We start from the raw sequence: 24,236 nt of genomic DNA on the forward strand, positions 1-24,236 counted from the left end.
GATCGAGAACAGGAGCACTCCGTCATGCTGCGTGTCGCCATCCCCAACAAGGGCACCCTGGCCGAGCCGGCCGCCCAGATGCTGCGCGAGGCGGGCTACCGCCAGCGCACCGACGCCAAGGACCTGGTCTGCCGGGACGAGGGCAACGACGTCGAATTCTTCTACCTGCGGCCTAAGGACATCGCCACCTACGTCGGCTCCGGTGACCTGGACCTGGGCATCACCGGCCGCGACCTGCTGATCGACTCCGGCGCGCCGGCCGAGGAGGTGGTCGACCTGAACTTCGGCCGGGCCACCTTCCGGTTCGCCGCCCGCCCCGACGACATCGCCTCCGTGCAGGAGCTGGGCGGGCACCGGATCGCCACCGCGTACCCGGGCCTGGTCCGGCGGCACCTCGCCGAGCTGGACGTCAAGGCCGACGTGATCCGGCTCGACGGCGCGGTGGAGAACGCCGTCCGGCTGGGCGTGGCCGACGTGGTCGCCGACGTGGTGGAGACCGGTGCCACCCTGCGCCAGGCCGGCCTGGTGGTCTTCGGCGAGCCGCTGCTGCGCTCGGCCGCGGTGCTGGTCCGCCGGGCCGGGGCCCCCGGCTGCGCCCAGGCCGACCAGCTGCTGCACCGGCTGCACGGGGTGCTGGTCGCCCGCCGGTACGTGATGCTCGCCTACGACGTCCCGGCCAACCTGCTGGAGCAGGCCACCGCGCTCACCCCCGGCATCGAGTCGCCGACCATCTCGCCGCTGCACCGGGAGGGCTGGGTGGCCGTGCAGGCGATGGTGGCCCGCGACCAGGTGCACCGGATCATGGACGAGCTGTACGAGGTGGGCGCGCGGGCCATCCTGGTCACCAACATCCACGCCTGCCGGCTGTGAGGCCGCTGCCGCCGCCGGCGGCGCTCGCTCTGGTCGCCCTGGGCGGGGTCGCCTCGGCGGCGCAGGGCCTGGCCAACGCCGAGTTCGGGGCGCGGGCCGGTAGCCCGGTGCTCGGGGCGGTGGTCAACAACCTCGTGGGCACGCTGCTCGTCGCCGTGGGACTGGTGGCGTTGCCGTCCATGCGGGCCGGGCTGCGGGCCCTGCGGACCGCCCGGTTGCCCTGGTGGTCGTACCTGGGTGGGCTCGGCGGGGCGGCGATCGTGGTGATCGCCACGTACGTGGTGCCGGTGCTCGGGGTGGCGGTGTTCACCATCGCCCAGGTGGCCGGGGGCAGCCTGGGTGGCCTCGCGGTGGACCGGTCCGGTCTCGCCCCGGTGGGTCGGCTGCCGTTGACCCGCGCCCGGATCGGTGGCGCGGTGCTCGGGGTGGCGGCGGTCACCCTGGCCCAGCTCGGCCGTCCGCTGGGCGAACTGGCCGTCGGCGGCGTCCTGCTGGCCGTGGCGGGCGGGCTGGCGGTGGCCCTCCAGGCGGCGCTCAACGGGCGGGTCTCCGCCGCCAGCAGCACCGCCGCCGGCACGGCGGTGAACTTCGTGGTCAGCACGGTGGCGGTGTTCGCCGTCGCGGCCGGGGTGGGCGCGTTCGGCCGGTGGCCGGCGAGCTGGCCGGGGGACTGGTACCTGTGGACCGGTGGCCTGCTCGGCGTCACCATCGTGGCCGCGCTGCTGGTCGGGGTCCGCTCGGTCGGGGTGCTGCGCACCGGTCTGGTCCTGGTGGCCGGGCAGCTCGGTGGTTCGCTGTTGTTCGACGCGCTGCTGCCGGGTGGGGCCGGCCTGCGCCTGCCGGTGCTGGCCGGCGCGCTGCTCACCCTGGCCGCGGCGGTGGTCGCCGGCCGGTCGGCCCGGCCGGGCGGCGCCGGAAACCGCGCTGGCCGAGACGGCGGTGGCCGCAACCGGGGCGTCCGGAACCGGCCCGGGCCGACGGTGCCGGACCCGCGCCAGGCGAATCAGGCCGACCGGGCGGCCCCGGCGGCCCCGGCGGCCCCGGCGGACGGTGATCCGACGGCGGACTCCGCTGACCCGGCGGGTCCCGGTGACCCGGAGCGGACCCGCTGACCGGTGGGTGCGAGCGCCCGCCGGGTCGGATGGCAGACTGGTGGGGTGAGCGATTCCGACCTGGTACGCCTGCGTCCCCGCCGGATCCGGCTGGTCTGCTGGTTCTCGGCCGTCGCGCTGCTGGTGGTCTTCAGTCTGGTGGCCACCTCGCTGCACGGGCCGACCGGGAACGGTTACGGCAGCTTCCAGCGCGGCGACCAGTTCGCCATGATCGGGCTGGGGGTGCTCGGCGCGCTGGTGATCCTCCTCTTCACCCGGCCCCGGGTCGAGGCCGACGCGCACGGCGTCCGGGTCCGCAACATCGTCGGCTCGTACGAGCTGCCCTGGGACCTGGTGCGCAACGTCCGGTTCGACCGGGGCGCGCCCTGGGCCAGCCTGGAGCTGTACGACGACGACCTGCTGCCGATGGTGGCGTTGCAGGCGGCCGACAAGGAGCTGGCGGTCGACGGGGTGCGGGCGCTGCGCCGGCTGCACCGGGCCCGCCAGGCCACCCTCGCGCAGGGCTGAGGCACCCGGGGGCCAGGGGCCGGGGTCCGGCGGGTCGATTTGGGGCATCCGACGCGCAGGGTGTAGTGTTTCCCTGTCGACCAGGCTGTCCAGGTGTGAACCTGTGACCAGCCATGAAGTGGAGCGCCCTGCTCCCACCCGAGTTGCCCCCGTGGCGGCCGGGTCCGGTCACCGGTTCCGGGGGCAGCCCCGGTCCGGATGCGCGATCATGTGATCGTGCCGACCGGTCGAGCGGGCCCTGGCATGCGCCGGGGCCTTCTGCTTTCCGGGTCGGTTCCCAACCGGGGGCCGTCGGGGTCGGCCACTCAGGAGAACGGACTCGAGGAGGCCCCATCAGCGTCGAACCACGCGTGAACGAGCAGATCCGGGCACGTGAGGTCCGACTGGTCGGCCCTGAGGGTGAGCAGGTGGGCATCGTCCCGCTGGAGCGCGCCCTGCAGCTGGCCGCGGACGTCGACCTGGACCTGGTCGAGGTTGCGCCGATGGCGCGCCCGCCGGTGTGCAAGCTCATGGACTTCGGCAAGTTCAAGTACGAGAGCGCACTGAAGGCGCGCGAAGCGCGGCGAAACCAGCAGCAGACCGTCATCAAGGAGATGAAGCTCCGGCCGAAGATCGACCCGCACGACTACGAGACCAAGAAGGGTCACGTGGTGCGGTTCCTCAAGGCCGGCGACAAGGTCAAGGTGACGATCATGTTCCGTGGTCGGGAGCAGAGCCGCCCGGAGCTGGGTTACCGGCTCCTGCGCCGGCTCGAGTCCGAGATCTCGGAACTGGGGTACGTCGAGGCCGCTCCGAAGCAGGACGGTCGAAACATGATCATGGTGCTCGCTCCGCACCGTGCCACCAAGGCCGCCGCCACGGCAGCCCGGGCCGGCACGCCGCGGGAGCGGGAGGCCGGTGCCGCCGAGGCACCACCGGCCGAGGCGGCCGGACCCGCCGGGACGACCGGCGAGTAACAGGGGAGAGACGTTTCACATGCCGAAGATGAAGAGCCACACGGGTATGGGCAAGCGGGTCAAGGTGACCGGCAAGGGCAAGATCGTCGCCCAGCAGGCCGGGCTCCGCCACAACCTGGAGAAGAAGCCCTCCACCCAGACCCGTCGGCTGACCGGCACGGTCGAGCTGGCCAAGGCTGACGTCAAGCGAATCAAGAAGCTGCTCGGCCGCTGACGCGCGCCATCTTGACCACTAGTAAGGAGTAGTTGAATGGCACGCGTCAAGCGGGCGGTCAACGCCCAGAAGAAGCGTCGTACCCTGCTGGAGACCGCGAGCGGCTACCGCGGTCAGCGCTCCCGGCTGTACCGCAAGGCCAAGGAGCAGGTGCTGCACTCGATGCAGTACGCCTACCGGGACCGTCGGGACCGCAAGGGCGACTTCCGGCAGCTCTGGATCCAGCGGATCAACGCCGGCGCCCGCGCCAACGGGATGACCTACAACCGGCTGATCCAGGGCCTCAAGCTGGCCGGCGTCGAGGTCGACCGGAAGATCCTGGCCGACCTGGCGGTCAACGACGCGACGGCGTTCGCCGCCATCGTCGAGGTCGCCCGCGCCGCCGTGGCGGCCGAGGGCACCGGTGGCGCGGCGGCCCAGGCCGCCTGATCCACCCGCACCCGAACGTCGAGGCGTCTCCCATGCACTCACCACCGCGCGGGAGACGCCTCGACGCCGTGTCGGGGCCGTTCACCCCGCGTACCCCCAGGGTCGCCGCCGCCCGGCGGCTGCACCGCCGCCGCGACCGCGACAGCACCGGACGTTTCCTCGCCGAAGGGCCGCAGGCCGTCCGCGAGGCGCTGACCCGTCCCGGCCTGGTGGTCGAACTCTTCGGCACCCCCGCCGCCCTGGACCGGTACCGTGACCTCGCCGCCCGCGCCGCCACGGCCGACGTACCGGTCTCCGAGGTCACCGACGAGGCGCTCGCCGCGCTCACCGAGACCGTCGCCCCGCAGGGCCTGGTCGCCGTCTGCCGGCACCTCGACGTCCCGCTGGACCGGGCGCTGACCGCCGGGCACCGGCTGGTCGCGGTGCTCGCCGGGATCCGCGACCCGGGCAACGCCGGCACCGTGCTGCGCACCGCCGACGCCGCCGGGGCCGGTGCGGTGGTCTTCGCCGGGGACGCCGTCGACCCGTACAACGGCAAGTGCGTGCGGGCCTCCGCCGGCAGCCTGTTCCACGTCGACGTGGTCCGCGCCGCCGACCCGGTCGCGGTGGTCGCCGCGCTGCGCGCCGCCGGGCTCACCGTGCTCGCCACCACCGGGTACGGCGACAGCGACCTCGACGACCTGGCCGACGCCGGCCGGCTGGCCACCCCCACCGCCTGGCTGTTCGGCTCCGAGGCGCACGGCCTGCCGGACGAGCTGACCGCCGCCGCCGACGCCCGGGTCCGGGTGCCGCTGCACGGGCGCGCGGAGAGCCTCAACCTGGCTGCGGCGGCGGCCGTCTGCCTGTACGCTTCGGCCAGAGCACAGCGGTCCCGCCCGACGGGACCCCCCACGAAGGAGAGCGTCCGCCCGTGAACGCGCCCAGGCGTTCGTTTAGCCAGCCCGCCGGTGTCGGCGGGCGGCGGGCCTGACCTGCTCCGCGCGTCCCTCCCACCGGCGGGCTGCGGCACAGCCGCGCGTCCGTAGACTCGCCTGGCCGTCCCGTGAGGGTCGGCGCCGCCGTGAGGGAGTGCCCGTACGCCATGACCTATCGCAACGACCCCTACGACCCGAAGCAGGTCGCCCTACTGGACCCGGCCGCCCTGGCCTCGGCCGTGGCCGACGCCGAGAAGGCGTTCGCCGCCGCCGCCGACCCGGACGCGCTGACCGCGCTGCGTCCCGCGCACCTCGGTGACCGGTCCCCGGTCTCCCTCGCGCGCCGGGAGATCGGCGCGCTGCCGCCGGCCGCCAAGTCCGACGCCGGCAAACGGGTCAACGAGGCCCGCCGCAGCATCGAGACGGCCTACGCCACCCGCCTGGAGACCCTGGAACGGGAGCAGGCCGAGCGGGTGCTGGTCGAGGAACGGGTGGACGTCACCCTGCCCTACGACCGCCGCCCCCGGGGCGCGCGGCACCCGATCAGCACCCTGATGGAGCAGATCAGCGACCTGTTCGTCGGGATGGGCTACGAGGTGGCCGAGGGCCCCGAGGTCGAGTTGGAGTGGACCAACTTCGACGCGCTCAACATCCCCGCCGACCACCCGGCCCGCGGCCTGATGGACACCTTCCACGTCGCGCCCGCCGACGGCGCCGCCGCGACGTCGGCCGGTGCGGCGGGCTCGGGCATGGTGCTGCGTACCCACACCTCGCCGGTGCAGGCGCGCACCATGCTGACCCGCAAGCCCCCGATCTACGTGGTGGTGCCCGGGCGGGTCTACCGCACCGACGAGCTGGACGCCACCCACGCGCCGGTCTTCCACCAGGTCGAGGGCCTGGTGGTGGACCGGGGCATCACCATGGCCCACCTGCGCGGCACCCTCGACCACTTCGCCCGGGCCATGTTCGGCGCGGGCGCCAAGACCCGCTTCCGGCCGCACTACTTCCCGTTCACCGAGCCGTCCGCCGAGTTCGACGTCTGGTTCCCGGAGCACCGGGACGGGCCGCGCTGGGTCGAGTGGGGCGGTTGCGGCATGGTCAACCCGAAGGTGCTGCGGGCCTGCGGCATCGACCCGGAGGTCTACTCCGGGTTCGCGTTCGGCATGGGCATCGACCGCACGGTGATGTTCCGGCACGGGGTCAGCGACATGCGGGACATGGCCGAGGGGGACGTGCGGTTCACCCGCGCGTTCGGGGCGTGACAAGCGTTCGGGGCGTGACGGAAGTGCGGGAACGAGACACGGAGACGGTGGGCTAAGGCAATGCGAGTTTCAGTCAGCTGGCTGCGGGAGTACGTCGACCTGCCCGCCGACCTCGACCCGACCGGGCTGGAGCAGGCCCTGGTCGACCTCGGCATCGAGGTCGAGTCGGTGGTGGACCTGCGGGCCACGGTCACCGGGTCGCTGGTGGTCGGTGAGGTCCGCGAGATCGAGGAACTCACCGGCTTCAAGAAGCCGATCCGGTTCTGCCGGGTCGACGTGGGCGACGCCAACGGCACCGGAGAGTTGCAGGAGATCGTCTGCGGGGCGCGCAACTTCGCCCCCGGCGACCGGGTGGTGGTGATCCTCCCCGGCGGGGTGCTGCCCGGGAACTTCGCCATCGGCGCGCGCAAGACGTACGGGCGCAACTCCCACGGCATGATCTGCTCGGCGAAGGAACTGGGCCTCGGCGACGACCACTCCGGCATCATCGTGCTGCCCGGGGACGTCGCGGCCAAGCCCGGTGACGACGCCCGACCGGTGGTCGGCCTCGACGACGTGGTGCTCGACCTGGAGATCACCCCGGACCGGGGCTACCAGATGTCCGTCCGGGGTATCGCCCGGGAGCTGTCGCACGCCCTGGCCGTACCGTTCCGCGACCCGGCCCTGCTGCCCGCGCCCGGCGGCACCGCGCAGCCGGCGTACCCGGTGGAGATCCGCGACACGGTGGGCTGCGACCGGTTCGCCGCCCGGCTGGTCCGCGACGTCGACCCGACCGCGCCCACCCCGCAGTGGATGGCCCGGCGGCTCACCGTGGCCGGCATCCGCACCATCTCGCTGCCGGTCGACATCACCAACTACGTGATGCTCGAACTCGGCCAGCCGATGCACGCCTTCGACGCCGACCGGCTCACCGGCGGGCTGGTGGTGCGCCGGGCCCGGTCGGGGGAGAAGCTCACCACCCTGGACGGGGTGACCCGGACGCTGGTCGACGAGGACATGGTCATCTGCGACGCCGGGCTGCCCGACCCCGTCGACGAGGGCGCCGGCGTGCCGGTCTCCCTGGCGGCGGTGATGGGCGGCGAGACCAGCGAGGTCGTCGCCGGCACCAGCACCGTGCTGTTCGAGGCAGCCCACTGGGACCCGGTGATGGTCGGGCGGACCGCCCGCCGGCACAAGCTGTTCAGCGAGGCGGCGAAACGCTGGGAACGCGGCGTCGACCCGGCGCTGCCGCTGGTCGCCATCGAACGGGCCGTCACCCTGCTCACCACGCACGGCGGCGGCACCGCCGACCCGGCGATCCTCGACCTCGACCACGTCCGGCCGCGTACCCCGGTGACCCTGCCGGCGGACCTGCCGACCCGGCGGGTCGGCGTCGACTACCCGCCGGCCCGGGTGGTCGCCCTGCTGGAGCAGATCGGCTGCACCGTCAGCCAGGGTGCCGACCGGCTCGCCGAGGACCCGGGCACGGTCGGCGTGCCGGCCGGGGACCGCGCCGTGCTGACCGTGGTCCCGCCCACCTGGCGGCCCGACCTGACCGACCCGGCGGACCTGGTCGAGGAGGTGGTCCGCCTCGACGGGTACGACCGGGTGCCGTCGGTGCTGCCGACCGCGCCCCCCGGCCGTGGTCTCACCCCGGCCCAGCGGCGGCACCGGGCGGTCGCCCGGGCGCTCGCCGAGCAGGGGTACGTCGAGGTGCTCGCCCACCCGTTCGTCGCCCCCGGCCTGCCCGACCTGCTGGGGCTGCCGGCCGACGACCCGCGCCGGGCGGCGGTGCGGCTGGCCAACCCGCTGTCCGAGGAGGAGCCGCTGCTGCGGACCACGCTGCTCGGCCCGCTGCTCGGCATCCTCAAGCGCAACATCGGCCGGGGCCAGCGGGACCTCGCCCTGTTCGAGACCGGCCTGGTCTTCCACCCCCGCCCGGACGCCGGGCCGCCGCCGGCCATGTCGGTGGCGCACCGGCCGTCCGACACCGAGTTCGCCGCCGCCGACGCGGTGCTGCCCCGGCAGCCCCGGCACGTGGCGGTGGTCCTCGCCGGTGACGTCGAACCGGCCGGCTGGTGGGGGGCCGGACGGCCGGCGGGTTGGGCGGACGCGGTGGAGGCCGGCCGGACGGTGCTCGCCGCCGCCGGCATCACCGCCGACCGGGTCACCGTCCGGGCCGCCGAGCACGCCCCGTGGCACCCCGGACGCTGCGCGCAGCTCCTGGTCGACGACACCGTCGTCGGGTACGCCGGGGAACTGCACCCGTCGGTGCTGGCCGGGCTGGAACTGCCGAAGCGGAGCGCGGCCCTGGAACTCGACCTGGACGCGGTACCGGCGGCCGGGGTGGTGCCCGCCCCGGCGATCTCCGGGTTCCCGCCCGCGCTGATCGACGTGGCGCTGGTCGTCGACGAGTCGGTGCCCGCCGACGAGGTGCGCCGTGCCCTCGTCGAGGGGGCCGGTGAGCTGCTCGAATCGGTGCGCCTGTTCGACGTGTACGCCTCGGCGCAGCTCGGCGCGGGCCGCCGGTCGCTGGCGTACAAGCTCACCTTCCGGGCCCCGGACCGTACGCTGACCGTCGAGGAGGCGGTGGCTGCCCGGGACGCGGCGGTGGCCCGCGCGGCGGAACGGTTCGGCGCCACCCTGCGCGGCGCCTGACCTGTCCGGAAGGCCCCCCGGCACCCGGGGGGCCTTCCGGCGGCCCGCTCACTCCCCGTCGGTGTCCAGCAGGCCCTCGGCGCGCAGGCCGGGCAGGTCGCGGACGGTGATCCGGCGGTAGTCGGTGTCCAGCAGACCCGCCCGGCGTAGCTCCCGCAGCGCCTTCTGGATCGACGCCTCCGAGGCGCCGCAGATGGTGGCCAGCTCCGGCTGGGTGAGCTGGACGTCGATCACCACGCCGTCGCGGCGCTGCTGGCCGTGGGTACGGCACATCTCCGCGACGACCCGGGCCACCCGCTGCCGGACCAGGTAGCCGGTGAAGTCGATGCGCCGCCGGTTCGACCAGCGCAGCCGGTCGGACATCATCGCGGCCAGTTCGAGCGCGGCGTCCGGATGCTCCCGCAGGAACAGCGTGAACCGGTCCGGCTGGATCACCGTGTAGCGGGTCGGCCGGCAGGTGGTGACCGTGGCCGAGCGCGGCTTGTCGTTCAGCGCGGACATCTCGCCGACCAGGTCACCGCCGACCCGCAGGGCGAGCAGGGCGGTGCGCCCTTCGGGCAGGTTCGCGGTCACCTTGGTCAGCCCGTCCTCCAGCAGCACCAGGTGCGACTCCCGCCAGCCCTCGTGGATGACGATGTGCCCGGCGTCGACCTGGCGGCGTACCCCGAGGTCGAGCAGGGCCGTCCGGGCCGTCGGGGTGAGGCGTTGCAGGAACGTCCCGTACGGCCAGCCGGCCCCGTTCTCCTGTCGCGACATCGGCACGTGCGTCCTCCCCAGGGGTTCCACGGTGGCGAAGCGTGATCGCGGTGGCGCGCTCCGCGCTGACCGTACAAGGTGGAGGGACTCCGTGAGGACCCCGAGCGCGGCGGCGACAAGCAGGACCGCCGGGGAGGCGCCGGCGTCGAGAAGCATCTCGAGGAACTGGTTCGTCATGTCGCCAGCACACTCCGTTACCGGTGGCCGAAAGCCGTAACGGCAGGGACTGATGGGGGTCCGACAACCCGTACTTCTGGGGGGTCCGGCCCGCCGACAGGCGATCTCATGTCCCGGTGACCCACCACGGCGGCGGGTCCCCTGACGGAGGACGCGGGCAGATGAATCATCCCGAGCGGCGACTGTTGATCGCCGTCGACATGGAGCGGTACAGCCGGCGGGGCAACCGGCAACAGTACGAGGCGCAGCAGGCGTTCCAGCAGATGCTGCACCGGGCGGCCGCCGCGGTCGGTCTGGACCGGGTGCGCTGGACGACGCAGCAGGCCGGGGACGGGGAACTGGCGATCCTGCCGAGGGACGTGCGGGAGCCGCTGCTGATCGGCCGGTTCGTGCCGGAGCTCAACCGGATGCTGCGCGACCACAACAGCACCCGCCTCCCGGTGGGCCGGATCAGGTTGCGGGTCTCCATCCATCAGGGACTGGTGCACCTCGACGGGGCCAACGGTTTCCCGGGCCACGCGGTCGTCGAGGTGTGCCGGCTCTGTGAGGCGAAGCCGCTGAAGCAGGCGCTGGCCCGGTTCCCGGACGCCGGGGTCGGGCTGATCGTCTCGTCCGACATCTACCGGGACGTGGTGACGGAGTACCCGGAGGAGCTGCGTCCGGACCGGTTCCGCCGGGTCGAGGTACGCCACCCGGACAAGGAGTTCCGCGAGTGGGCGTGGATCTGCGTGGTGGACGAGGACCTGTCCCCGCCGCCCCGCGATCCGGGCGGGGACGGCGGCGGTCCGGGGCCGGACGGGGACGGTGGTGGTCCGGGGCCGGACGGGGACGGTGGTGGTCCGGGGCCGGACGGGGGCACCCCGGCCCGGCGGAGCCGGACCCGGCACCCGTCCGGGCCGACCGGTGGCGGGTTCCACGTCGGCGACGTCCGGGTCGACGGCACGAACGCGATGGGCCACGGCGCTACCGCCGTGGGCGGCGACGCGTACCTCGACCGGGGTCGGCCGTGAGCCCGGACACCCCGTTTCCCGACGAGGAGTGGCCGTCGGCACCGGGGCCGGTGGCCGGTGCGGTGCGGGACACCGGCGGGGTCGGTTCCGGTCCGGAGCAGGACCGGTGGTCCGGGTGGGACGACGACGCCGGGGCCGCCGCCGGCGAGGAACCGGGCGACGGCGCACCGCCGTCCGGTGGGGACGACGAGACCCTGATCGAGGACGAGGGCGAGCCGCCGGACCCCCGGACCGTTCTCACCGGCATCGGTGGTCTGCTCGGCCGGCTGGGTGGCGTCCACACCGGCGACGTCCGGGTCGACGGTGCGAACGCCATGGGACACGGGTCGTTCGCGATCGGACGGATCATCGTCGGCTCGGGTGCCACCGGCAGCGACCGGGTGTGGCGTGAGGTGCTCACCGCCGACCAGGTGCGGGACCTGGCGGACGGGTACGCGTCGACCGTCACCGACGACCATCTCGACCAGGCGATGAAGCGGCACCCCCTGGTGCGGCTGACCGGGCCGGAGGGCAGCGGCCGGTACACCACCGCCTGCCTGGCCCTCGCCCGGCGGTACGGGATGCACCGGGTCGGCGTGGTCACCACCACCGACCTGACCGGGCTGGCCGGGGCCGACACCCCGTTCACCGGCGGGTTCGGCTACGTGGTGACCGTGGACCAGGGAGCGCGGGAGGCGGACGGTCTGCTCCTCGCCGCGCTCGCCACCCGCGCGGGCAACCGGGGGTACACCCTCGTCCTGGTGGAGTCGACCGCGTCCGACCAGCGTGGCACCCTGCCGACCGTCGTACACGGCCCACCGGTGCCGGTGGAGGTGTTCGCCGCCCAGCTGCGCCGGCACCTGCGGCAGCGCTGCCTCGGCGGCTGCCCGCCCGACTGCCGGGGGGACTGCGTGCAGTCCTACCTGGACGCGGAGTGCCTCGCCCAGCCGGCCCTGCGGGCCTACCTGGACGGCACGCCGCGGCCGTGGGAGGTGGTACAGGTGGTGGCGGCGGTCGCGGCGCGGCTGCCGACGGGTGCCGAGTTGACCCGGCTGCTGGACCGGCTGCTGCCCGGACAGGTGCGCCGACGGGCCCGGGAGATCCTGAACCCGCAGGGGCCGGGCGGCGGGGACCACGTCCGGGCCTTCCGGCTCTCCTGCGCGGTGCTCGCCGGGCACGGCGTAGCGGCGATCCAGGACGCCGCCCACCGGCTGGTCCGGCCCGGTCCGGACGGCCCGGTGTTCACCACCGACCTGCGCGCCCCGGACCTGGACGACCTGCTCGGCACCGTTCTGGCGCAGGCGGTGCTGGTGGACCGGACCGCGTGGACCCGTCGTACCCTGAGGTTCCGTCCCGCCGAGGAGGAACTGCGGCGGACCCTGCTCGAGGTGGCCTGGGCGGAGTGGGCACCGGACCGGCTGCTGGGCTGGTTCGGCTTACTCGCCCGGTCCGACGATCCGGCGACCCGACGGGCCGCGGCGGGCGCGATCGGGTGGGCCGCCGGCCGGGACCTGGACGCGGCGTTGACGCTCGTCGACGACCTGGCCCGGGACCGGCGCGCCGGGGTGCGGCAGGCTGCCGGTATCGCGCTCGTCGCCATGGCGATGCAGCCGGCGCTGCGTAACCGGGTCCGGACCAGGATCTCCGCCTGGGCGCAGGGGCGGGCGTACCAGCGCGACACGGTGGCCCGGGCGTACGGGTTGGGGCTGGCCCGGCTCTGGCCGGACGAGGCGCTGGCCCAGGTGCGGTTGGCCGCCGAGTTCCGCTCCCAACGGTGGCACAACTCGGTGGGGCGTGCGTTGCTCGACCTGCACGAGAGCGGGCACACCGGGTTGCTGCTGCGCGAGCTGGCCGGCTGGGTGACCAGCGGAGAACCGGAGCTGGTGCGGCACGCGGCACGGACGGTACGGGTGCTCGCCGAGCGGTGGTCGCCCGCGCCACGCGCCCACTGGCCGGAACTGCTCGACCTGCTGCGCGCGGGCGTCGTCGACCTCGCCGACCTGGCGATTCTCTGGCGTACCGCGCTGAGCCTGCCGGCGACCGGGTACCGGTCGTGGCGGATCGTCGGCTACTGGATCAACCAGGCCGACGGCCGTCCGGAGGTCACCGACGCCTGCCTGCGGCTGCTCAGGGAGGTGGTGACCACCGCCCAACTCCGGCGACGCCTACGCCACCAGGTGCGGCATGTCTGGCGTCCGATCATGCCCACGAACCGGCTGCTCTCCGCTGTCGCCCTACTCGCCGTCGAGGATGTGCCATGACCGTCTTCTCGTCCGACCGATTTACCGAGTCGCTCCTTGCCCGGTTCCGCCGCTGGTGGCGGGAGTTCAGTCGGCCGGTCGTCCCGGAGCCGATCGTCACCCTGCCGGCCCCACCGCCGCCCGCGGAGCTGGTGCTGCGGCGGGAGGCCCGCGAGCCGGTGCTGGTACCGGCCCGGGGGGACGCTTTCGACTTCCAGGTGCACCCCGCGTACACCTGGACGGGTCGGGGTGCCTCCTTCGGCGAGTTCCGTCAGCGGGTGGACGGCTATCTCGACTGGGCGGGCGGCGTGGTCCGGGACCAGGCGGCCGACCTCGCGCGGCGGCACGAGCCGCACCGTTCGCACGAGCTCGAACGGGCCCTGAACGCCCATCTCGCGGGGCAGGTCTGGCCCCGGGGCGGGGACGGCCCACGGTTCACGGTGCAGGTGCGCGTCCTGCCCGATCAACGGATCCGGGATCAGCTGCGGCCGTACTGGGAGGAGCGGATCCGGCTGGAGTGCCGGCACGAACTGGACACCCTGCGGACGCGGCAGGCGGAGGACCTGACCAGCCGCTGGCGTGAGGTGCTCAGCCGGCTGGCGGACGATCCGGTGACCCGGCACGCGGCCCGGCTGACCGAGAAGCAGTTCGCGCAGGTCTTCGGCGAGTACGCCGACGAGCGTCGCCGGGTGCCGATGGAGTTGGCCGAGCTGCTCCGGGACGCCCTGAAGGGGCACCACGACCTGGGGCTGGGGCCGTCGGAGTACACCGAGGCGTGGGACGCGGCGATCCGCGCCCATCAGCGGCAGTACGGGCTGACCGTGGAGTCGGCCTGACCTGCCGTCGCTGGTCGTGGGGTGTGCCGGCCGGTCACCGTGGCGGCACCCGGTCGCCGTCGGCGCACCCCACCCTGCGTCATCATCATGCAGGGGGCCGTATTTATTTGCGGTGACCCATCGGGCCGGCTACCATCTCCGTATAGTCATGCGGAGGTAGGTATGGGTATTCGAGTTGCGGTCGCGGGAGCGAGTGGCTACGCCGGTGGCGAGCTGCTGCGCCTGATCGCCGGCCACCCCGAGTTCGACCTGGTCGTCGCCACCGCCCACACCCAGGCCGGTCAGCCGGTCAGCGCCGTACACCCACAGCTCGCCGGGCTGGACCTGACCCTCGCCGCCACCGACCCGGCCGGCCTGGCCGAAGCGGACCTGGTCTTCCTCGCCCTGCCGCACGGCGAGTCGGCCGCCCTCGCCGCCGATCTGCCGCCCACCGTCAAGGTGGTCGACCTCGGTGCGGACCACCGGCTCACCGACGCCGCCGCCTGGGCGCGGTACTACGGCGGACCGCACGCCGGCGCCTGGACCTACGGCCTGCCCGAACTGCCCGGCCAGCGGGCCGCCATCGCCGCCGCCGACCGGGTCGCCGCCACCGGCTGCTACGCGGTCGCCACCACGCTCGCCCTGGCCCCGCTGGTCGCCGCCGGGGCGGTCTCGCCGGCCGACGTGGTGGTGGTCGCCGCCTCCGGCACCTCCGGCGCGGGCCGCGCCGCCAAGCCGCACCTGCTCGGCAGCGAGGTGATGGGCGACCTGTCGCCCTACAAGGTCGGCGCGCACCAGCACGTGCCCGAGATCAAGCAGGCCAGCGGCGCGACCGGGCTGAGCTTCACCCCGATCCTCGCGCCGATGCCCCGGGGCATCCTCGCCACGGTCACCGCCGTACCGGCGACCGCCGGCACCGACCCGCGCGCCGTGCTCGCCGAGGCGTACGCGGACGCGCCGTTCGTGCACCTGCTGCCCGAGGGAAGCTGGCCGCACACCGCCGCCACCCTCGGCTCCAACTCCTGCCACCTCCAGGCCACCACCGACGTGGACACCGGTCGGGTGATCGTGGTCAGCGCCATCGACAACCTCGGCAAGGGTGCTGCCGGGCAGGCCGTGCAGTGCGCCAACCTGATGCTCGGCCTACCCGAGACCACCGGCCTCTCCGTCTGGGGGATCGCCCCGTGAGCGTGAGGAGTGCAGCGCAGCGGAGCCCCGCAGTCGCGAACGAAAGGTCGGCATCCGTGAGCGTGAGGAGTGCAGCGCAGCGGAGCCCCGCAGTCGTGAACGAAAGGTGGGCATCCGTGAGCGTGAGGAGTGCAGCGCAGCGGAGCCCCGCAATCGTGAACGAAAGGTCGGCACTGTGACCGTCACCGCCCCTCGGGGCTTCCGGGCGTCCGGCGTCGCCGCCGGGCTGAAGAGCGGCGGCGCGCCAGACGTCGCCCTGGTCGTCAACGACGGCCCCGACGCGACCGTGGCCGGGGTGTTCACCGCCAACCGGGTCAAGGCCGCGCCGGTGCTCTGGACCCAGCAGGTGGTCCGGGGCGGCGTGGTCCGCGCCGTCGTGCTCAACTCCGGTGGCGCGAACGCCTGCACCGGTCCGGCCGGTTTCCAGGACACCCACGCCACGGCCGAGCACACCGCCGCCGCGCTCACCTCGGCCAGCCCTCGGCTGCGTCTCGGCGCGGCCGACGTCGCGGTCTGCTCCACCGGCCTGATCGGCGAGCGGCTGCCGATGCCGAAGCTGCTCCCCGGTGTCCGGGCCGCCATCCGCGGGCTGACCCGCGACGGCGGGGCCGCCGCCGCGCAGGCGATCATGACCACCGACACGAAGCCGAAGACCACGGTGGCTGCCGGCCCCGGCTGGACCGTCGGCGGGATGGCCAAGGGCGCCGGCATGCTCGCCCCGGCCATGGCCACCATGCTCTGCGTACTCACCACCGACGCGGTGGCCGGACCGGACAGCCTCGACGCGGCGCTGCGGGCCGCCTGCCGGGTCACCTTCGACCGGATCGACTCCGACGGCTGCATGTCCACCAACGACACGGTGCTGCTGCTGGCCAGCGGGGCCTCCGGCATCGAACCGACGGTCGAGGAGCTGACCGCCGCCGTCACCGCCGCCTGCCACGACCTGGCCCAGCAGCTCATCGCCGACGCCGAGGGCGCGACCAAGCAGATCGCCATCGAGGTGGTCGGCGCGGCCGACGACGACGACGCGGTCGAGGTGGGCCGGGCGGTGGCCCGCAACAACCTGGTCAAGACCGCGCTGTTCGGCAACGACCCGAACTGGGGTCGGATCCTCGCCGCCGTGGGCACCACCGCCGCCGTGTTCGAACCGGACGACGTCGACGTGGCGGTCAACGGCGTCTGGGTGTGCCGGGCCGGGTCGGCCGCCGAGGACCGCTCGCTGGTCGACCTGACCGGGCGGGACGTGACCATCCGGATCGACCTGCACGCCGGGCCGGCCGAGGCCACCGTCTGGACCAACGACCTGTCCCACGCGTACGTGCACGAGAACTCGGCCTACTCGACATGACCCTCAGCAGTGATCTCACCCGGGCGCAGACCAAGGCCGCCACGTTGATCGAGGCGCTGCCCTGGCTGGCCGAGTTCTCCGGGGCCACCGTCGTGGTCAAGTACGGCGGCAACGCCATGGTCGATCCGGAGCTGCAACGCGCCTTCGCCGCAGACATGGTGTTCCTCCGGTACGCCGGTCTCAAGCCGGTGGTGGTGCACGGCGGCGGGCCGCAGATCTCCGCGATGCTCGGCCGGCTCGGTATCGACAGCGAGTTCCGGGGCGGCCTGCGGGTCACCACCCCGGAGGCGATGGACGTGGTCCGGATGGTCCTGGTCGGCCAGGTGGGCCGGGAACTCGTCGGGCTGATCAACGCGTACGGCCCGTTCGCGGTGGGCCTGTCCGGCGAGGACGCCCGGCTGTTCACCGCGGTGCGCCGCCCGGCGTACGTGGACGGTGAGCCGGTCGACGTGGGCCAGGTCGGGGACGTGGACTCGGTGGACACCTCCGCGGTGACCGACCTGATCGCCGCCGGCCGCATCCCGGTGATCTCGACCGTCGCGCCGGACGTCGACGGGGTGCTGCACAACCTCAACGCCGACACCGCCGCCGCCGCGCTGGCGGTCGCGTTGCGGGCCCGCAAGCTGGTCGTCCTCACCGACGTCCCCGGCCTGTACGCCGACTGGCCGGACACCACCAGCCTGGTCTCCGAGATCACCACCGACGACCTGGCGAAGCTGCTGCCCGGTCTGGAGTCCGGGATGGTGCCGAAGATGGAGGCGTGCCTGCGCGCGGTGCGTGGCGGGGTTCCCGCCGCGCACGTGGTGGACGGCCGGGTCGCCCACTCCACGCTGTTGGAGGTGTTCACCTCGGAAGGGTTCGGAACGATGGTGGTCTCGTCATGAGCACGCTGGTGGAACGCTGGGCCCACACCATGATGGACAACTACGGCACCCCGCCGCTGGGGCTGGTCGCCGGGTCCGGCGCCGTCGTGGTCGACGAGTCCGGCCGGAAGTACGTCGACCTGGTCGGCGGGATCGCGGTCAACGCGCTCGGGCACGCCCACCCGGCGGTGGTGGCGGCGGTGTCGAAGCAGATCGCCACCCTCGGTCACGTCTCCAACCTGTTCGTCGCCGAACCGCCGGTGGCCCTGGCGGAGCTGCTGTTGGCCCTGGCCGGCCGGCCCGGCCGGGTGTTCTTCGCCAACTCCGGCGCGGAGGCCAACGAGGCGGCGTTCAAGCTGTCCCGGCTCACCGGACGCACCCACGTGGTCGCCACCGAGGGCGGCTTCCACGGCCGGACCATGGGCGCGTTGGCGCTCACCGGTCAGCCGGCCAAGGCCGACCCGTTCCGTCCGCTGCCCGGTGACGTCACCCACGTCCGGTACGGCGACGCGGCAGCTCTCGCGGCGGCGGTCACCGACGCCACCGCGATGGTGATCCTGGAACCGGTCCAGGGGGAGAACGGTGTGGTCGTCCCGCCCGCCGGTTACCTGGCCGAGGCCCGGCGGATCACCGCCCGGCATGGCGCGTTGCTGGTGCTGGACGAGGTGCAGACCGGCATCGGCCGGACCGGCCACTGGTTCGCCCACCAGGCCGACGGGATCGAACCCGACGTGGTCACCCTGGCCAAGGGGCTCGGCGGCGGCCTGCCGATCGGGGCCTGCCTGGCCTTCGGTCCGGCCGCCGACCTGCTGCGTCCCGGTTCGCACGGCGCCACCTTCGGGGGTAACCCGGTGAGCTGCGCCGCCGCCCTGGCGGTGATCTCCACCATCGCCAGCGAGGGGCTGCTGGACCACGTCAAGCGGGTCGGCGAGCGGCTGCGCCGGGGCATCGAGGGGCTGGGCCACCCGCTGGTCACCGGGGTCCGCGGCACCGGTCTGCTGCTCGGCGTGACGCTGGCCGCGCCGGTGGCCGCGCCGGTCGCCGAGGCGCTGCGGTCGGCCGGGTTCCTGGTCAACCCGGTGCAGCCGGACGTGGTCCGGCTGGCCCCGCCGCTGATCCTGACCGTCGACCAGGTCGACGCCCTTTTCGCGGCCCTCCCGGCCGCCCTCGACGTGGCCGCCCCGGCCGACCTGGCGGTCCCGGCTGCCCCCGGAGCCCCGGCGGTCCCGGCCGCCCAGGCCGACCCGGCGGCGGGCCCTCTCGACGTGGTGCCCCCGGCCCCGGTCGCGCCCGACGCGGCAGCCCCCGCCCCGGGTACCCGCCACCCGGCGGTCCCGGCCCCGGTGTCCTCCGACGCGGCGGCGGTCCCGGCCGCCGCGTCGGTTCCGGACGCTCCCACCCCCACCCCGACCAGCCCGGAGACGACCCGATGACCCGGCACCTGCTACGCGACGACGACCTCACCCCCGCCGAGCAGGCGTCCGTGCTGGACCTGGCCGTCCGGATGAAGGCCGACCGGTTCGGGTCCCGTCCGCTGGCCGGCCCGCGGTCGGTGGCGGTGCTGTTCGACAAGCAGAGCCTGCGGACCCGGTTCTCCTTCGACGTGGGCATCGCCGAGCTGGGTGGTCATCCGCTGGTGGTGGACACCCAGGCCACCCACTTCGGCCGGGGCGAGACCCTCGCCGACGCCGCCCGGGTGCTGTCCCGCTACGTGGCCGCGATCGTGCTGCGTACCCACGGTGACGACCGGATCGCCGAGGTGGCCGGCGCGGCCACGGTGCCCGTGGTCAACGCGCTCACCGACGGCTTCCACCCCTGTCAGCTTCTCGCCGACCTGCTCACCGTCCGGGAGCGGTGCGGCGGTACCGCCGGGCGGACCCTGGCGTACGTGGGGGACGCGGCGAACAACATGGCCCACTCGTACCTGCTGGCCGGGGCGACCGCCGGGATGCACGTCCGGGTCGCCGGGCCGGCCGGGTTCGCCCCGGACCCGGCGGTGCTGGACAAGGCCGCCGGGATCGCCGCGCGGACCGGCGGGTCGGTACGGGCGTCGGCCGATCCGGTCGCCGCGGTCCGGGACGCCGACGTGGTCGCCACCGACACCTGGACGTCGATGGGGCAGGAGACCGACGGCCTGGACCGGGTCACCCCGTTCCTGCCGTACCAGGTGAACTCCGAGCTGCTCGGGCACGCCGCGCCGGACGCGTTCGTGCTGCACTGCCTGCCGGCGCACCGGGGCGAGGAGATCACCGACGAGGTGCTGGACGGCCCGCGCAGCGCGGTCCTCGACCAGGCGGAGAATCGCCTGCACGCCCAGAAGGCGCTGCTGACGTTTCTCCTGGAGGCATCGACCCCATGACCGCACCGTCCACCCGGGCCGCCCGGCACGCCCGCATCGTCGAGCTGATCCGCGACCGGGCGATCCACTCCCAGAGCGAGCTGGCCGACCTGCTCGCCACCGAGGGCGTCCAGACCACCCAGGCCACCCTGTCGCGGGACCTGAAGGAGCTGGGGGCGGTCACCGTACGCGGCGGTGACGGCCGGGGGGTCTACCTGATCCCCGAGGACGGCCACCGGCCGTTGCGGGACGCCGAGACCGCGCCGACCCGGCTGGTCCGGCTGCTGCGCGAGCTGCTCAACGGGGTGGACGCCAGCGGCAACATCACCGTCCTGCGTACCCCGCCGGGCGCGGCCCAGTACCTGGCCAGCGCGTTGGACCGGGCGGGCCTGCCCGAGGTCGTCGGCACCATCGCCGGCGACGACACCATCCTCGTGGTGGCCCGCGAGGCGGACGGCGGGACCGCGCTGGGCGAGAAGCTGAGCGGCTGGTCCCGTCGGGAAGAGAACGTGGAAGGGAACGCCGCATCATGATCGAGCTGTACGACATCGGGGACACCCTCGACCGGTCCCTGGCGAGGGGTTCCGTGCGGTTGGGTGGCCTGCCGGGCCGGCCGGCCGTGCCGGGGGACGCCCGGTTGGGGGTTTCGGCGTGGTGACCACCAGAATGGTCGGGGTGGACGACAAGAGTCTGACCGAGAACAGCGCCGCGACCAACCGGACGAGCCTGTGGGGTGGCCGGTTCGCCGGCGGCCCCTCCGAGGCCCTGGCCCGACTGTCGGTGAGCGTGCAGTTCGACTGGCGACTGGCCCCGTACGATCTGGCCGGTTCCCGGGCGCACGCCCGGGTGCTGGCCGGGGCCGGCCTGCTGGACCCGGACGAGTTGGGGCGGATCCTCGCCGCGCTCGACGACCTGGAGGCCGCCTGCGCCTCCGGGGCGTTCCGGCCCACCGTCGACGACGAGGACGTGCACACCGCCCTCGAACGCGGCCTGCTGGAGCGTCTCGGCAGCCTGGGTGGCAAGCTGCGCGCCGGCCGGTCCCGCAACGACCAGGTCGCCACCGACCTGCGGCTCTACCTGCGTGACCACGCGCGGGGCGTGGCCGCCCGGCTGGTCGAGCTGGCCGAGGCCCTGGTCGAGCAGGCCGAACGGCACATCGACACCGCCGCGCCGGGGATGACCCACCTCCAGCACGCCCAGCCGGTCACCTTCGGGCACTGGCTGCTGGCCCACGTGCAGCCGTTGCTGCGCGACCTGGAGCGGCTGCGGGACTGGGACCACCGCACCGCGGTCAGCCCGCTCGGCGCGGGCGCGCTCGCCGGTTCCGGCCTGCCGCTGGACCCGGTGGCGGTCTCCAAGGAGCTGGGCTTCCGGACGTCCTTCGCCAACTCGATGGACGCCGTCGCCGACCGGGACTTCGTCGCCGAGTTCCTCTTCGTCACCGCGCTGGTCGGGGTGCACCTGTCCCGGCTCGGCGAGGAGGTGGTGCTCTGGACCTCGCAGGAGTTCGGCTGGGTCGAGCTGGACGACGCCTTCGCCACCGGCTCGTCGATCATGCCGCAGAAGAAGAACGCGGACATCGCCGAGCTGGCCCGGGGCAAGTCCGGCCGGCTGGTCGGCGGGCTGATGGCCGTGCTGACCATGCTCAAGGGCCTGCCGATGGCCTACGACCGGGACATGCAGGAGGACAAGGAGCCGGCCTTCGACGCGGTCGACACCCTGGAACTGCTACTGCCGGCGCTGGCCGGGATGATCTCCACGATGACGGTCCGGGTGGACCGCCTGGTGGCCGCCGCGCCGGTGGGATTCTCGCTCGCCACCGAGGTCGCCGACTGGCTGGTCCGCCGCAACGTCCCGTTCCGGGACGCGCACGAGATCACCGGCAAGCTGGTGGCGCTCTGCGCGGCCCGGGACTGCGCCCTCGACGAGGTCACCGACGCCGACCTGGCGGCGGTCAGCGCGCACCTCGACCCGTCGGTGCGGGACGTGCTCTCGGTCCGCTCGGCCCTGGCCGCCCGGATCACCCCCGGCTCGACCGGCCCCGGACCGGTGGCCGACCAGCTCGCCGCCGCCGCCGACCAGCTCGTCGGCTGGCGGGAGTGGGCCGCCGAGCGGGTGGTACCCCGCTGAGTGCGGGCCGGGCCGCCCTCCGGGGCGGTCCGGCCGTCGCGGCGCGCGGAAGGGAAGCCCGCGCGCCGCGACCTCCGCGCAGCGTCAGTGAGGTGATCTCCGCGCAGCGTCAGTGCCGCGTCCGCCGCGCAGCGTCAGGAGCCGGCGGCCGCTCCCACGGTCTCCCCGGTCGTCGGCCGGCGGCGGCCCCAGGCCCGCTCGCCGCAGAGCGCCAGCGCCGCCGGCAGCAGCACCCCGCGTACCACGGTGGCGTCCAGGAACACCGCCACCGCCATGCCGAAGCCGAGCATCTTGTACTCGACGGCGCTGAGGGTCAGGAACACCGCGAAGACCGCCACCATGATGGTCGCCGCGCTGGTGACCACCCCGGCGCTACGGGCCACCCCGTCCACGATCGCCCGGCGCGGGGCCGCCCCGGCGGCCCACCGTTCCCGGACCCGGCTGAGGACGAACAGGTGGTAGTCCATGCTCAGGCCGAAGAGCAGGACGAACATGAACAGCGGCAGCCAGCCCACCACCCCGCCGTACGGGGTGAAGCCGAGCGGGCCGGCCAGGTGCCCGTCCTGGAACGCCCAGGTCAGCACCCCGTAGGCCGCGCCGAGGGACAGCAGGTTGAGCGCGATCGACACCAGCGGCACGACCAGCCCCCGGAAGGTCAGCGCGAGCAGCACGAACGCCAGCAGCAGCACCGCGCCGACCACCAGCGGCGCGCGTCCGGTCATCCGTTCGGTGAAGTCGTACGCGAACGCGGTGCGGCCCATCACCGCGTACCGGATGCCGTCGACCTGCCCGAGGGTGGCCGGCAGCACCTCGTCGCGGAGCTGCCGCAGCGCCCGGTTCGAGGCCGGATCGGTGCCGGTACCGGCCAGCGGCACCCGGACCACGACGGCCCGGTCGACCTCGGCGACGGTCACCGGCCCGGCGAGCCCGGCCCGGTCGGCGGCGACCCGGGCCCGGAGCGCGGCCAGCGCCTCGGCCACGTCCGGCCGGTCGCCGACCGGGTCGGCCGCCCCGCTCCACACCACCACCCGGGCCGGGGTGGCGGCACCGGGGAACTCCTCGTGCATCCGGATCGCCGCGTCCACCGTCGGCACGCTGCGCGGCAGGCTGTCCACCACGGCGGCGTCCTGCGGGTGCAGGTGCAGCGCGGGCGCGGCCAGCACCGCCAGCAGCAGCACGCCCAGGCCGCCGCCGACCAGTGGACGGCGGACCACGGCGGTGGCGACCGTCGACCAGAACCGGGACGGACGCGCGGCGGTGCGGCGTCGACCCAGCCACGGGAGCCGGGCCCGGTCCACCCGGTCGCCGAGCACGGCCAGTACCGCGGGCAACGCGGTCACCGAGGCGAGCATCGTCGCGCCGACCACCAGTACGGTGCCGACGGCGGCCCCGGTGAACGCGCCGATCCCGGTCAGCAGCAGCCCGCCGAGGCAGAGCATCACGGTCAGGCCGGAGACCACCACCACCCGACCGGAGGTGCCGGCGGTGATCCGCAGGGCCTCGCGCACGGTACGGCCGGCGGCCCGTTCCTCCCGTTGCCGGCGCAGGTAGAACAGGCAGTAGTCGACGCCGACGGCCATCCCGATCAGCAGCACCATCGGGGCGACGACGCTGTTGATCGGCAGCCAGTGGTCGACCACCTGGAGCAGGCTCAGGGTGCCGACCACGGCGGTCAGGGTGAGCAGCAGGGGCACCGCCGCGGCGACCAGGGAGCCGAACACCGCCAGCAGGATCACCAGGGTCAGCGGTAGCGAGATGTGGTGGGCCACCGCGAAGTCGCTCTTGACGCCCTGGTCCACCGCGCGGGTGAGGCTGCGGTCGCCGGCCTGGGCGAGCCGGACGTCCGGGTGCCGCGCCGCCACCTCGGCGACGGCGGCGGTCGCGGCCGTCCAGCGGGCTTCGCGCTGGTCGATGTCCCCGTTGACCTCGAAGGTGACCAGCACCGCCCGGCCGTCGGTGGCGACCCGGTCCGCGCCGTCCGGCCCGAACGGGGAGTACACCGCGCTGACCGGCTGGTCCGGCGTGCCGGTGAGGGTGCCCAGCAGATCGTCCACCGCGGCCCGGACCGCCGGGTCGTCGGCGGCCGGCGGAGCGTCCGGGACGGCCGACCGGACCAGGACGTTCTCCTGGACCGGTTCGTAGCTGCCCTGTGCCTCGATCGCCCGGCGGGCCGTTCCGGCCTCGCCCGGGTCGTTGGCGGGGGCGCCACCGCCGGGGACCAGCATGCCGGCCAGTACGGCCGCGCCGACCAGGGCCAGCCAGCCGGTGATGGCACGGACGGGGTGGCGGACCGACCAGTCGACCGTCCGTTCGGTCAGCGTCCGGGGCGGTGGGGGAAGAGGTGTCGGCGGTGCCGCCGACTTGCGTTCGCGCAGCATGACCTGCTGTCCTTTGCGGTGGAGGGAGCATTGCGTGAAGAGCTCGCCCCAGGGCGAGGTGGTGCTTCGTCCGAGCCGGGTCGTCGAGTTGCCGCTCGACGACCCGGCAGCCG

22 protein-coding genes are annotated in these 24,236 nt (G+C 74.3%); 20 read left to right on the forward strand and 2 right to left on the reverse strand.

Features of this window, described 5'->3' with window-relative positions; all coding sequences use genetic code 11:
* Nucleotides 1–24: 24 nt before the first annotated feature.
* From hisG to pheT, 9 genes are all read left to right on the forward strand, one after another.
* A complete protein-coding gene (gene hisG / locus PVK37_RS17835) occupies nt 25–870 on the forward strand; it encodes an ATP phosphoribosyltransferase (protein WP_275028582.1) in 846 nt (281 codons plus the stop codon).
* Nucleotides 867–1,982, forward strand: coding sequence for a DMT family transporter (locus tag PVK37_RS17840; RefSeq protein WP_275028583.1), 1,116 nt, complete (start codon nt 867–869; stop codon nt 1,980–1,982). Before hisG ends, PVK37_RS17840 begins: the two co-directional genes overlap by 4 nt.
* A gap of 45 nt (nt 1,983–2,027) precedes the next feature.
* Nucleotides 2,028–2,489 (forward strand): PH domain-containing protein, encoded by a 462-nt coding sequence (locus PVK37_RS17845; protein ID WP_275028584.1) that lies wholly within the window; start codon nt 2,028–2,030, stop codon nt 2,487–2,489.
* Nucleotides 2,490–2,839: 350 nt separating this feature from the next.
* Entirely contained in the window at nt 2,840–3,445 is a 606-nt protein-coding gene (gene infC / locus PVK37_RS17850; protein ID WP_275028586.1) for a translation initiation factor IF-3, read from the forward strand.
* A 19-nt stretch (nt 3,446–3,464) separates the two neighbouring features.
* On the forward strand, nt 3,465–3,659 hold the full coding sequence (rpmI, locus tag PVK37_RS17855) for a 50S ribosomal protein L35 (protein WP_026267805.1): 195 nt from the start codon (nt 3,465–3,467) through the stop codon (nt 3,657–3,659).
* A 36-nt stretch (nt 3,660–3,695) separates the two neighbouring features.
* On the forward strand, nt 3,696–4,088 hold the full coding sequence (rplT, locus tag PVK37_RS17860) for a 50S ribosomal protein L20 (RefSeq protein ID WP_275028591.1): 393 nt from the start codon (nt 3,696–3,698) through the stop codon (nt 4,086–4,088).
* 32 nt (nt 4,089–4,120) lie between these two features.
* Nucleotides 4,121–5,002, forward strand: a complete 882-nt coding sequence (locus PVK37_RS17865) for a TrmH family RNA methyltransferase (protein WP_275028592.1) — start codon at nt 4,121–4,123, stop codon at nt 5,000–5,002.
* A 167-nt stretch (nt 5,003–5,169) separates the two neighbouring features.
* The gene (gene pheS, locus PVK37_RS17870; RefSeq protein WP_275028594.1) at nt 5,170–6,264 is read left to right on the forward strand and encodes a phenylalanine--tRNA ligase subunit alpha; all 1,095 of its coding nucleotides are present in this window, start codon (nt 5,170–5,172) and stop codon (nt 6,262–6,264) included.
* A 60-nt stretch (nt 6,265–6,324) separates the two neighbouring features.
* Nucleotides 6,325–8,901, forward strand: a complete 2,577-nt coding sequence (gene pheT / locus PVK37_RS17875; protein WP_275028595.1) for a phenylalanine--tRNA ligase subunit beta — start codon at nt 6,325–6,327, stop codon at nt 8,899–8,901.
* 48 nt (nt 8,902–8,949) lie between these two features.
* On the opposite strand, the gene PVK37_RS17880 is transcribed toward pheT, so the two are convergent.
* Complete coding sequence (locus tag PVK37_RS17880) at nt 8,950–9,657, reverse strand: Crp/Fnr family transcriptional regulator (RefSeq protein ID WP_275028596.1); 708 nt, start codon at nt 9,655–9,657, stop codon at nt 8,950–8,952.
* A 338-nt stretch (nt 9,658–9,995) separates the two neighbouring features.
* Between PVK37_RS17880 and PVK37_RS17885 the strand changes: the two genes are divergently transcribed.
* The 11 genes from PVK37_RS17885 (at nt 9,996) to argH (ending at nt 21,745) form a co-directional block, all read left to right on the forward strand.
* Nucleotides 9,996–10,844, forward strand: coding sequence for a hypothetical protein (locus PVK37_RS17885; RefSeq protein ID WP_275028598.1), 849 nt, complete (start codon nt 9,996–9,998; stop codon nt 10,842–10,844).
* Entirely contained in the window at nt 10,841–13,084 is a 2,244-nt protein-coding gene (locus PVK37_RS17890) for a serine/threonine-protein kinase (protein WP_275028599.1), read from the forward strand. The genes PVK37_RS17885 and PVK37_RS17890 overlap by 4 nt, the downstream gene beginning before the upstream one ends.
* Nucleotides 13,081–13,899 (forward strand): C2 domain-containing protein, encoded by an 819-nt coding sequence (locus tag PVK37_RS17895; RefSeq protein WP_275028600.1) that lies wholly within the window; start codon nt 13,081–13,083, stop codon nt 13,897–13,899. Before PVK37_RS17890 ends, PVK37_RS17895 begins: the two co-directional genes overlap by 4 nt.
* Before the next feature lie 162 nt (nt 13,900–14,061).
* Nucleotides 14,062–15,066 carry an N-acetyl-gamma-glutamyl-phosphate reductase gene (argC, locus tag PVK37_RS17900; protein ID WP_275028602.1) on the forward strand — a complete coding sequence of 335 codons (1,005 nt, stop codon included), beginning with the start codon at nt 14,062–14,064 and terminating at the stop codon, nt 15,064–15,066.
* Nucleotides 15,067–15,241: 175 nt separating this feature from the next.
* Nucleotides 15,242–16,414: a bifunctional glutamate N-acetyltransferase/amino-acid acetyltransferase ArgJ gene (gene argJ / locus PVK37_RS17905; RefSeq protein WP_275028604.1), complete on the forward strand. Its 1,173-nt coding sequence runs from the start codon at nt 15,242–15,244 to the stop codon at nt 16,412–16,414.
* Nucleotides 16,411–17,298 (forward strand): acetylglutamate kinase, encoded by an 888-nt coding sequence (argB, locus tag PVK37_RS17910; protein ID WP_275028606.1) that lies wholly within the window; start codon nt 16,411–16,413, stop codon nt 17,296–17,298. Before argJ ends, argB begins: the two co-directional genes overlap by 4 nt.
* A complete protein-coding gene (locus PVK37_RS17915) occupies nt 17,295–18,710 on the forward strand; it encodes an acetylornithine transaminase (RefSeq protein WP_275028607.1) in 1,416 nt (471 codons plus the stop codon). Before argB ends, PVK37_RS17915 begins: the two co-directional genes overlap by 4 nt.
* Nucleotides 18,707–19,636 (forward strand): ornithine carbamoyltransferase, encoded by a 930-nt coding sequence (argF, locus tag PVK37_RS17920; RefSeq protein ID WP_275028608.1) that lies wholly within the window; start codon nt 18,707–18,709, stop codon nt 19,634–19,636. The genes PVK37_RS17915 and argF overlap by 4 nt, the downstream gene beginning before the upstream one ends.
* Nucleotides 19,633–20,148, forward strand: a complete 516-nt coding sequence (locus PVK37_RS17925) for an arginine repressor (RefSeq protein ID WP_275028609.1) — start codon at nt 19,633–19,635, stop codon at nt 20,146–20,148. Before argF ends, PVK37_RS17925 begins: the two co-directional genes overlap by 4 nt.
* Nucleotides 20,145–20,273: a hypothetical protein gene (locus PVK37_RS17930; RefSeq protein WP_275028611.1), complete on the forward strand. Its 129-nt coding sequence runs from the start codon at nt 20,145–20,147 to the stop codon at nt 20,271–20,273. The genes PVK37_RS17925 and PVK37_RS17930 overlap by 4 nt, the downstream gene beginning before the upstream one ends.
* 8 nt (nt 20,274–20,281) lie before the next feature.
* Nucleotides 20,282–21,745, forward strand: coding sequence for an argininosuccinate lyase (argH, locus tag PVK37_RS17935; RefSeq protein WP_275035155.1), 1,464 nt, complete (start codon nt 20,282–20,284; stop codon nt 21,743–21,745).
* A 134-nt stretch (nt 21,746–21,879) separates the two neighbouring features.
* Here the strand turns inward: argH and PVK37_RS17940 are convergent, their stop codons facing one another.
* A complete protein-coding gene (locus PVK37_RS17940) occupies nt 21,880–24,123 on the reverse strand; it encodes an MMPL family transporter (RefSeq protein ID WP_275028612.1) in 2,244 nt (747 codons plus the stop codon).
* Between the last annotated feature and the right edge of the window lie 113 nt (nt 24,124–24,236).

Source organism: Micromonospora cathayae, assembly GCF_028993575.1.
In the GTDB taxonomy this organism is placed as follows: domain Bacteria; phylum Actinomycetota; class Actinomycetes; order Mycobacteriales; family Micromonosporaceae; genus Micromonospora; species Micromonospora cathayae.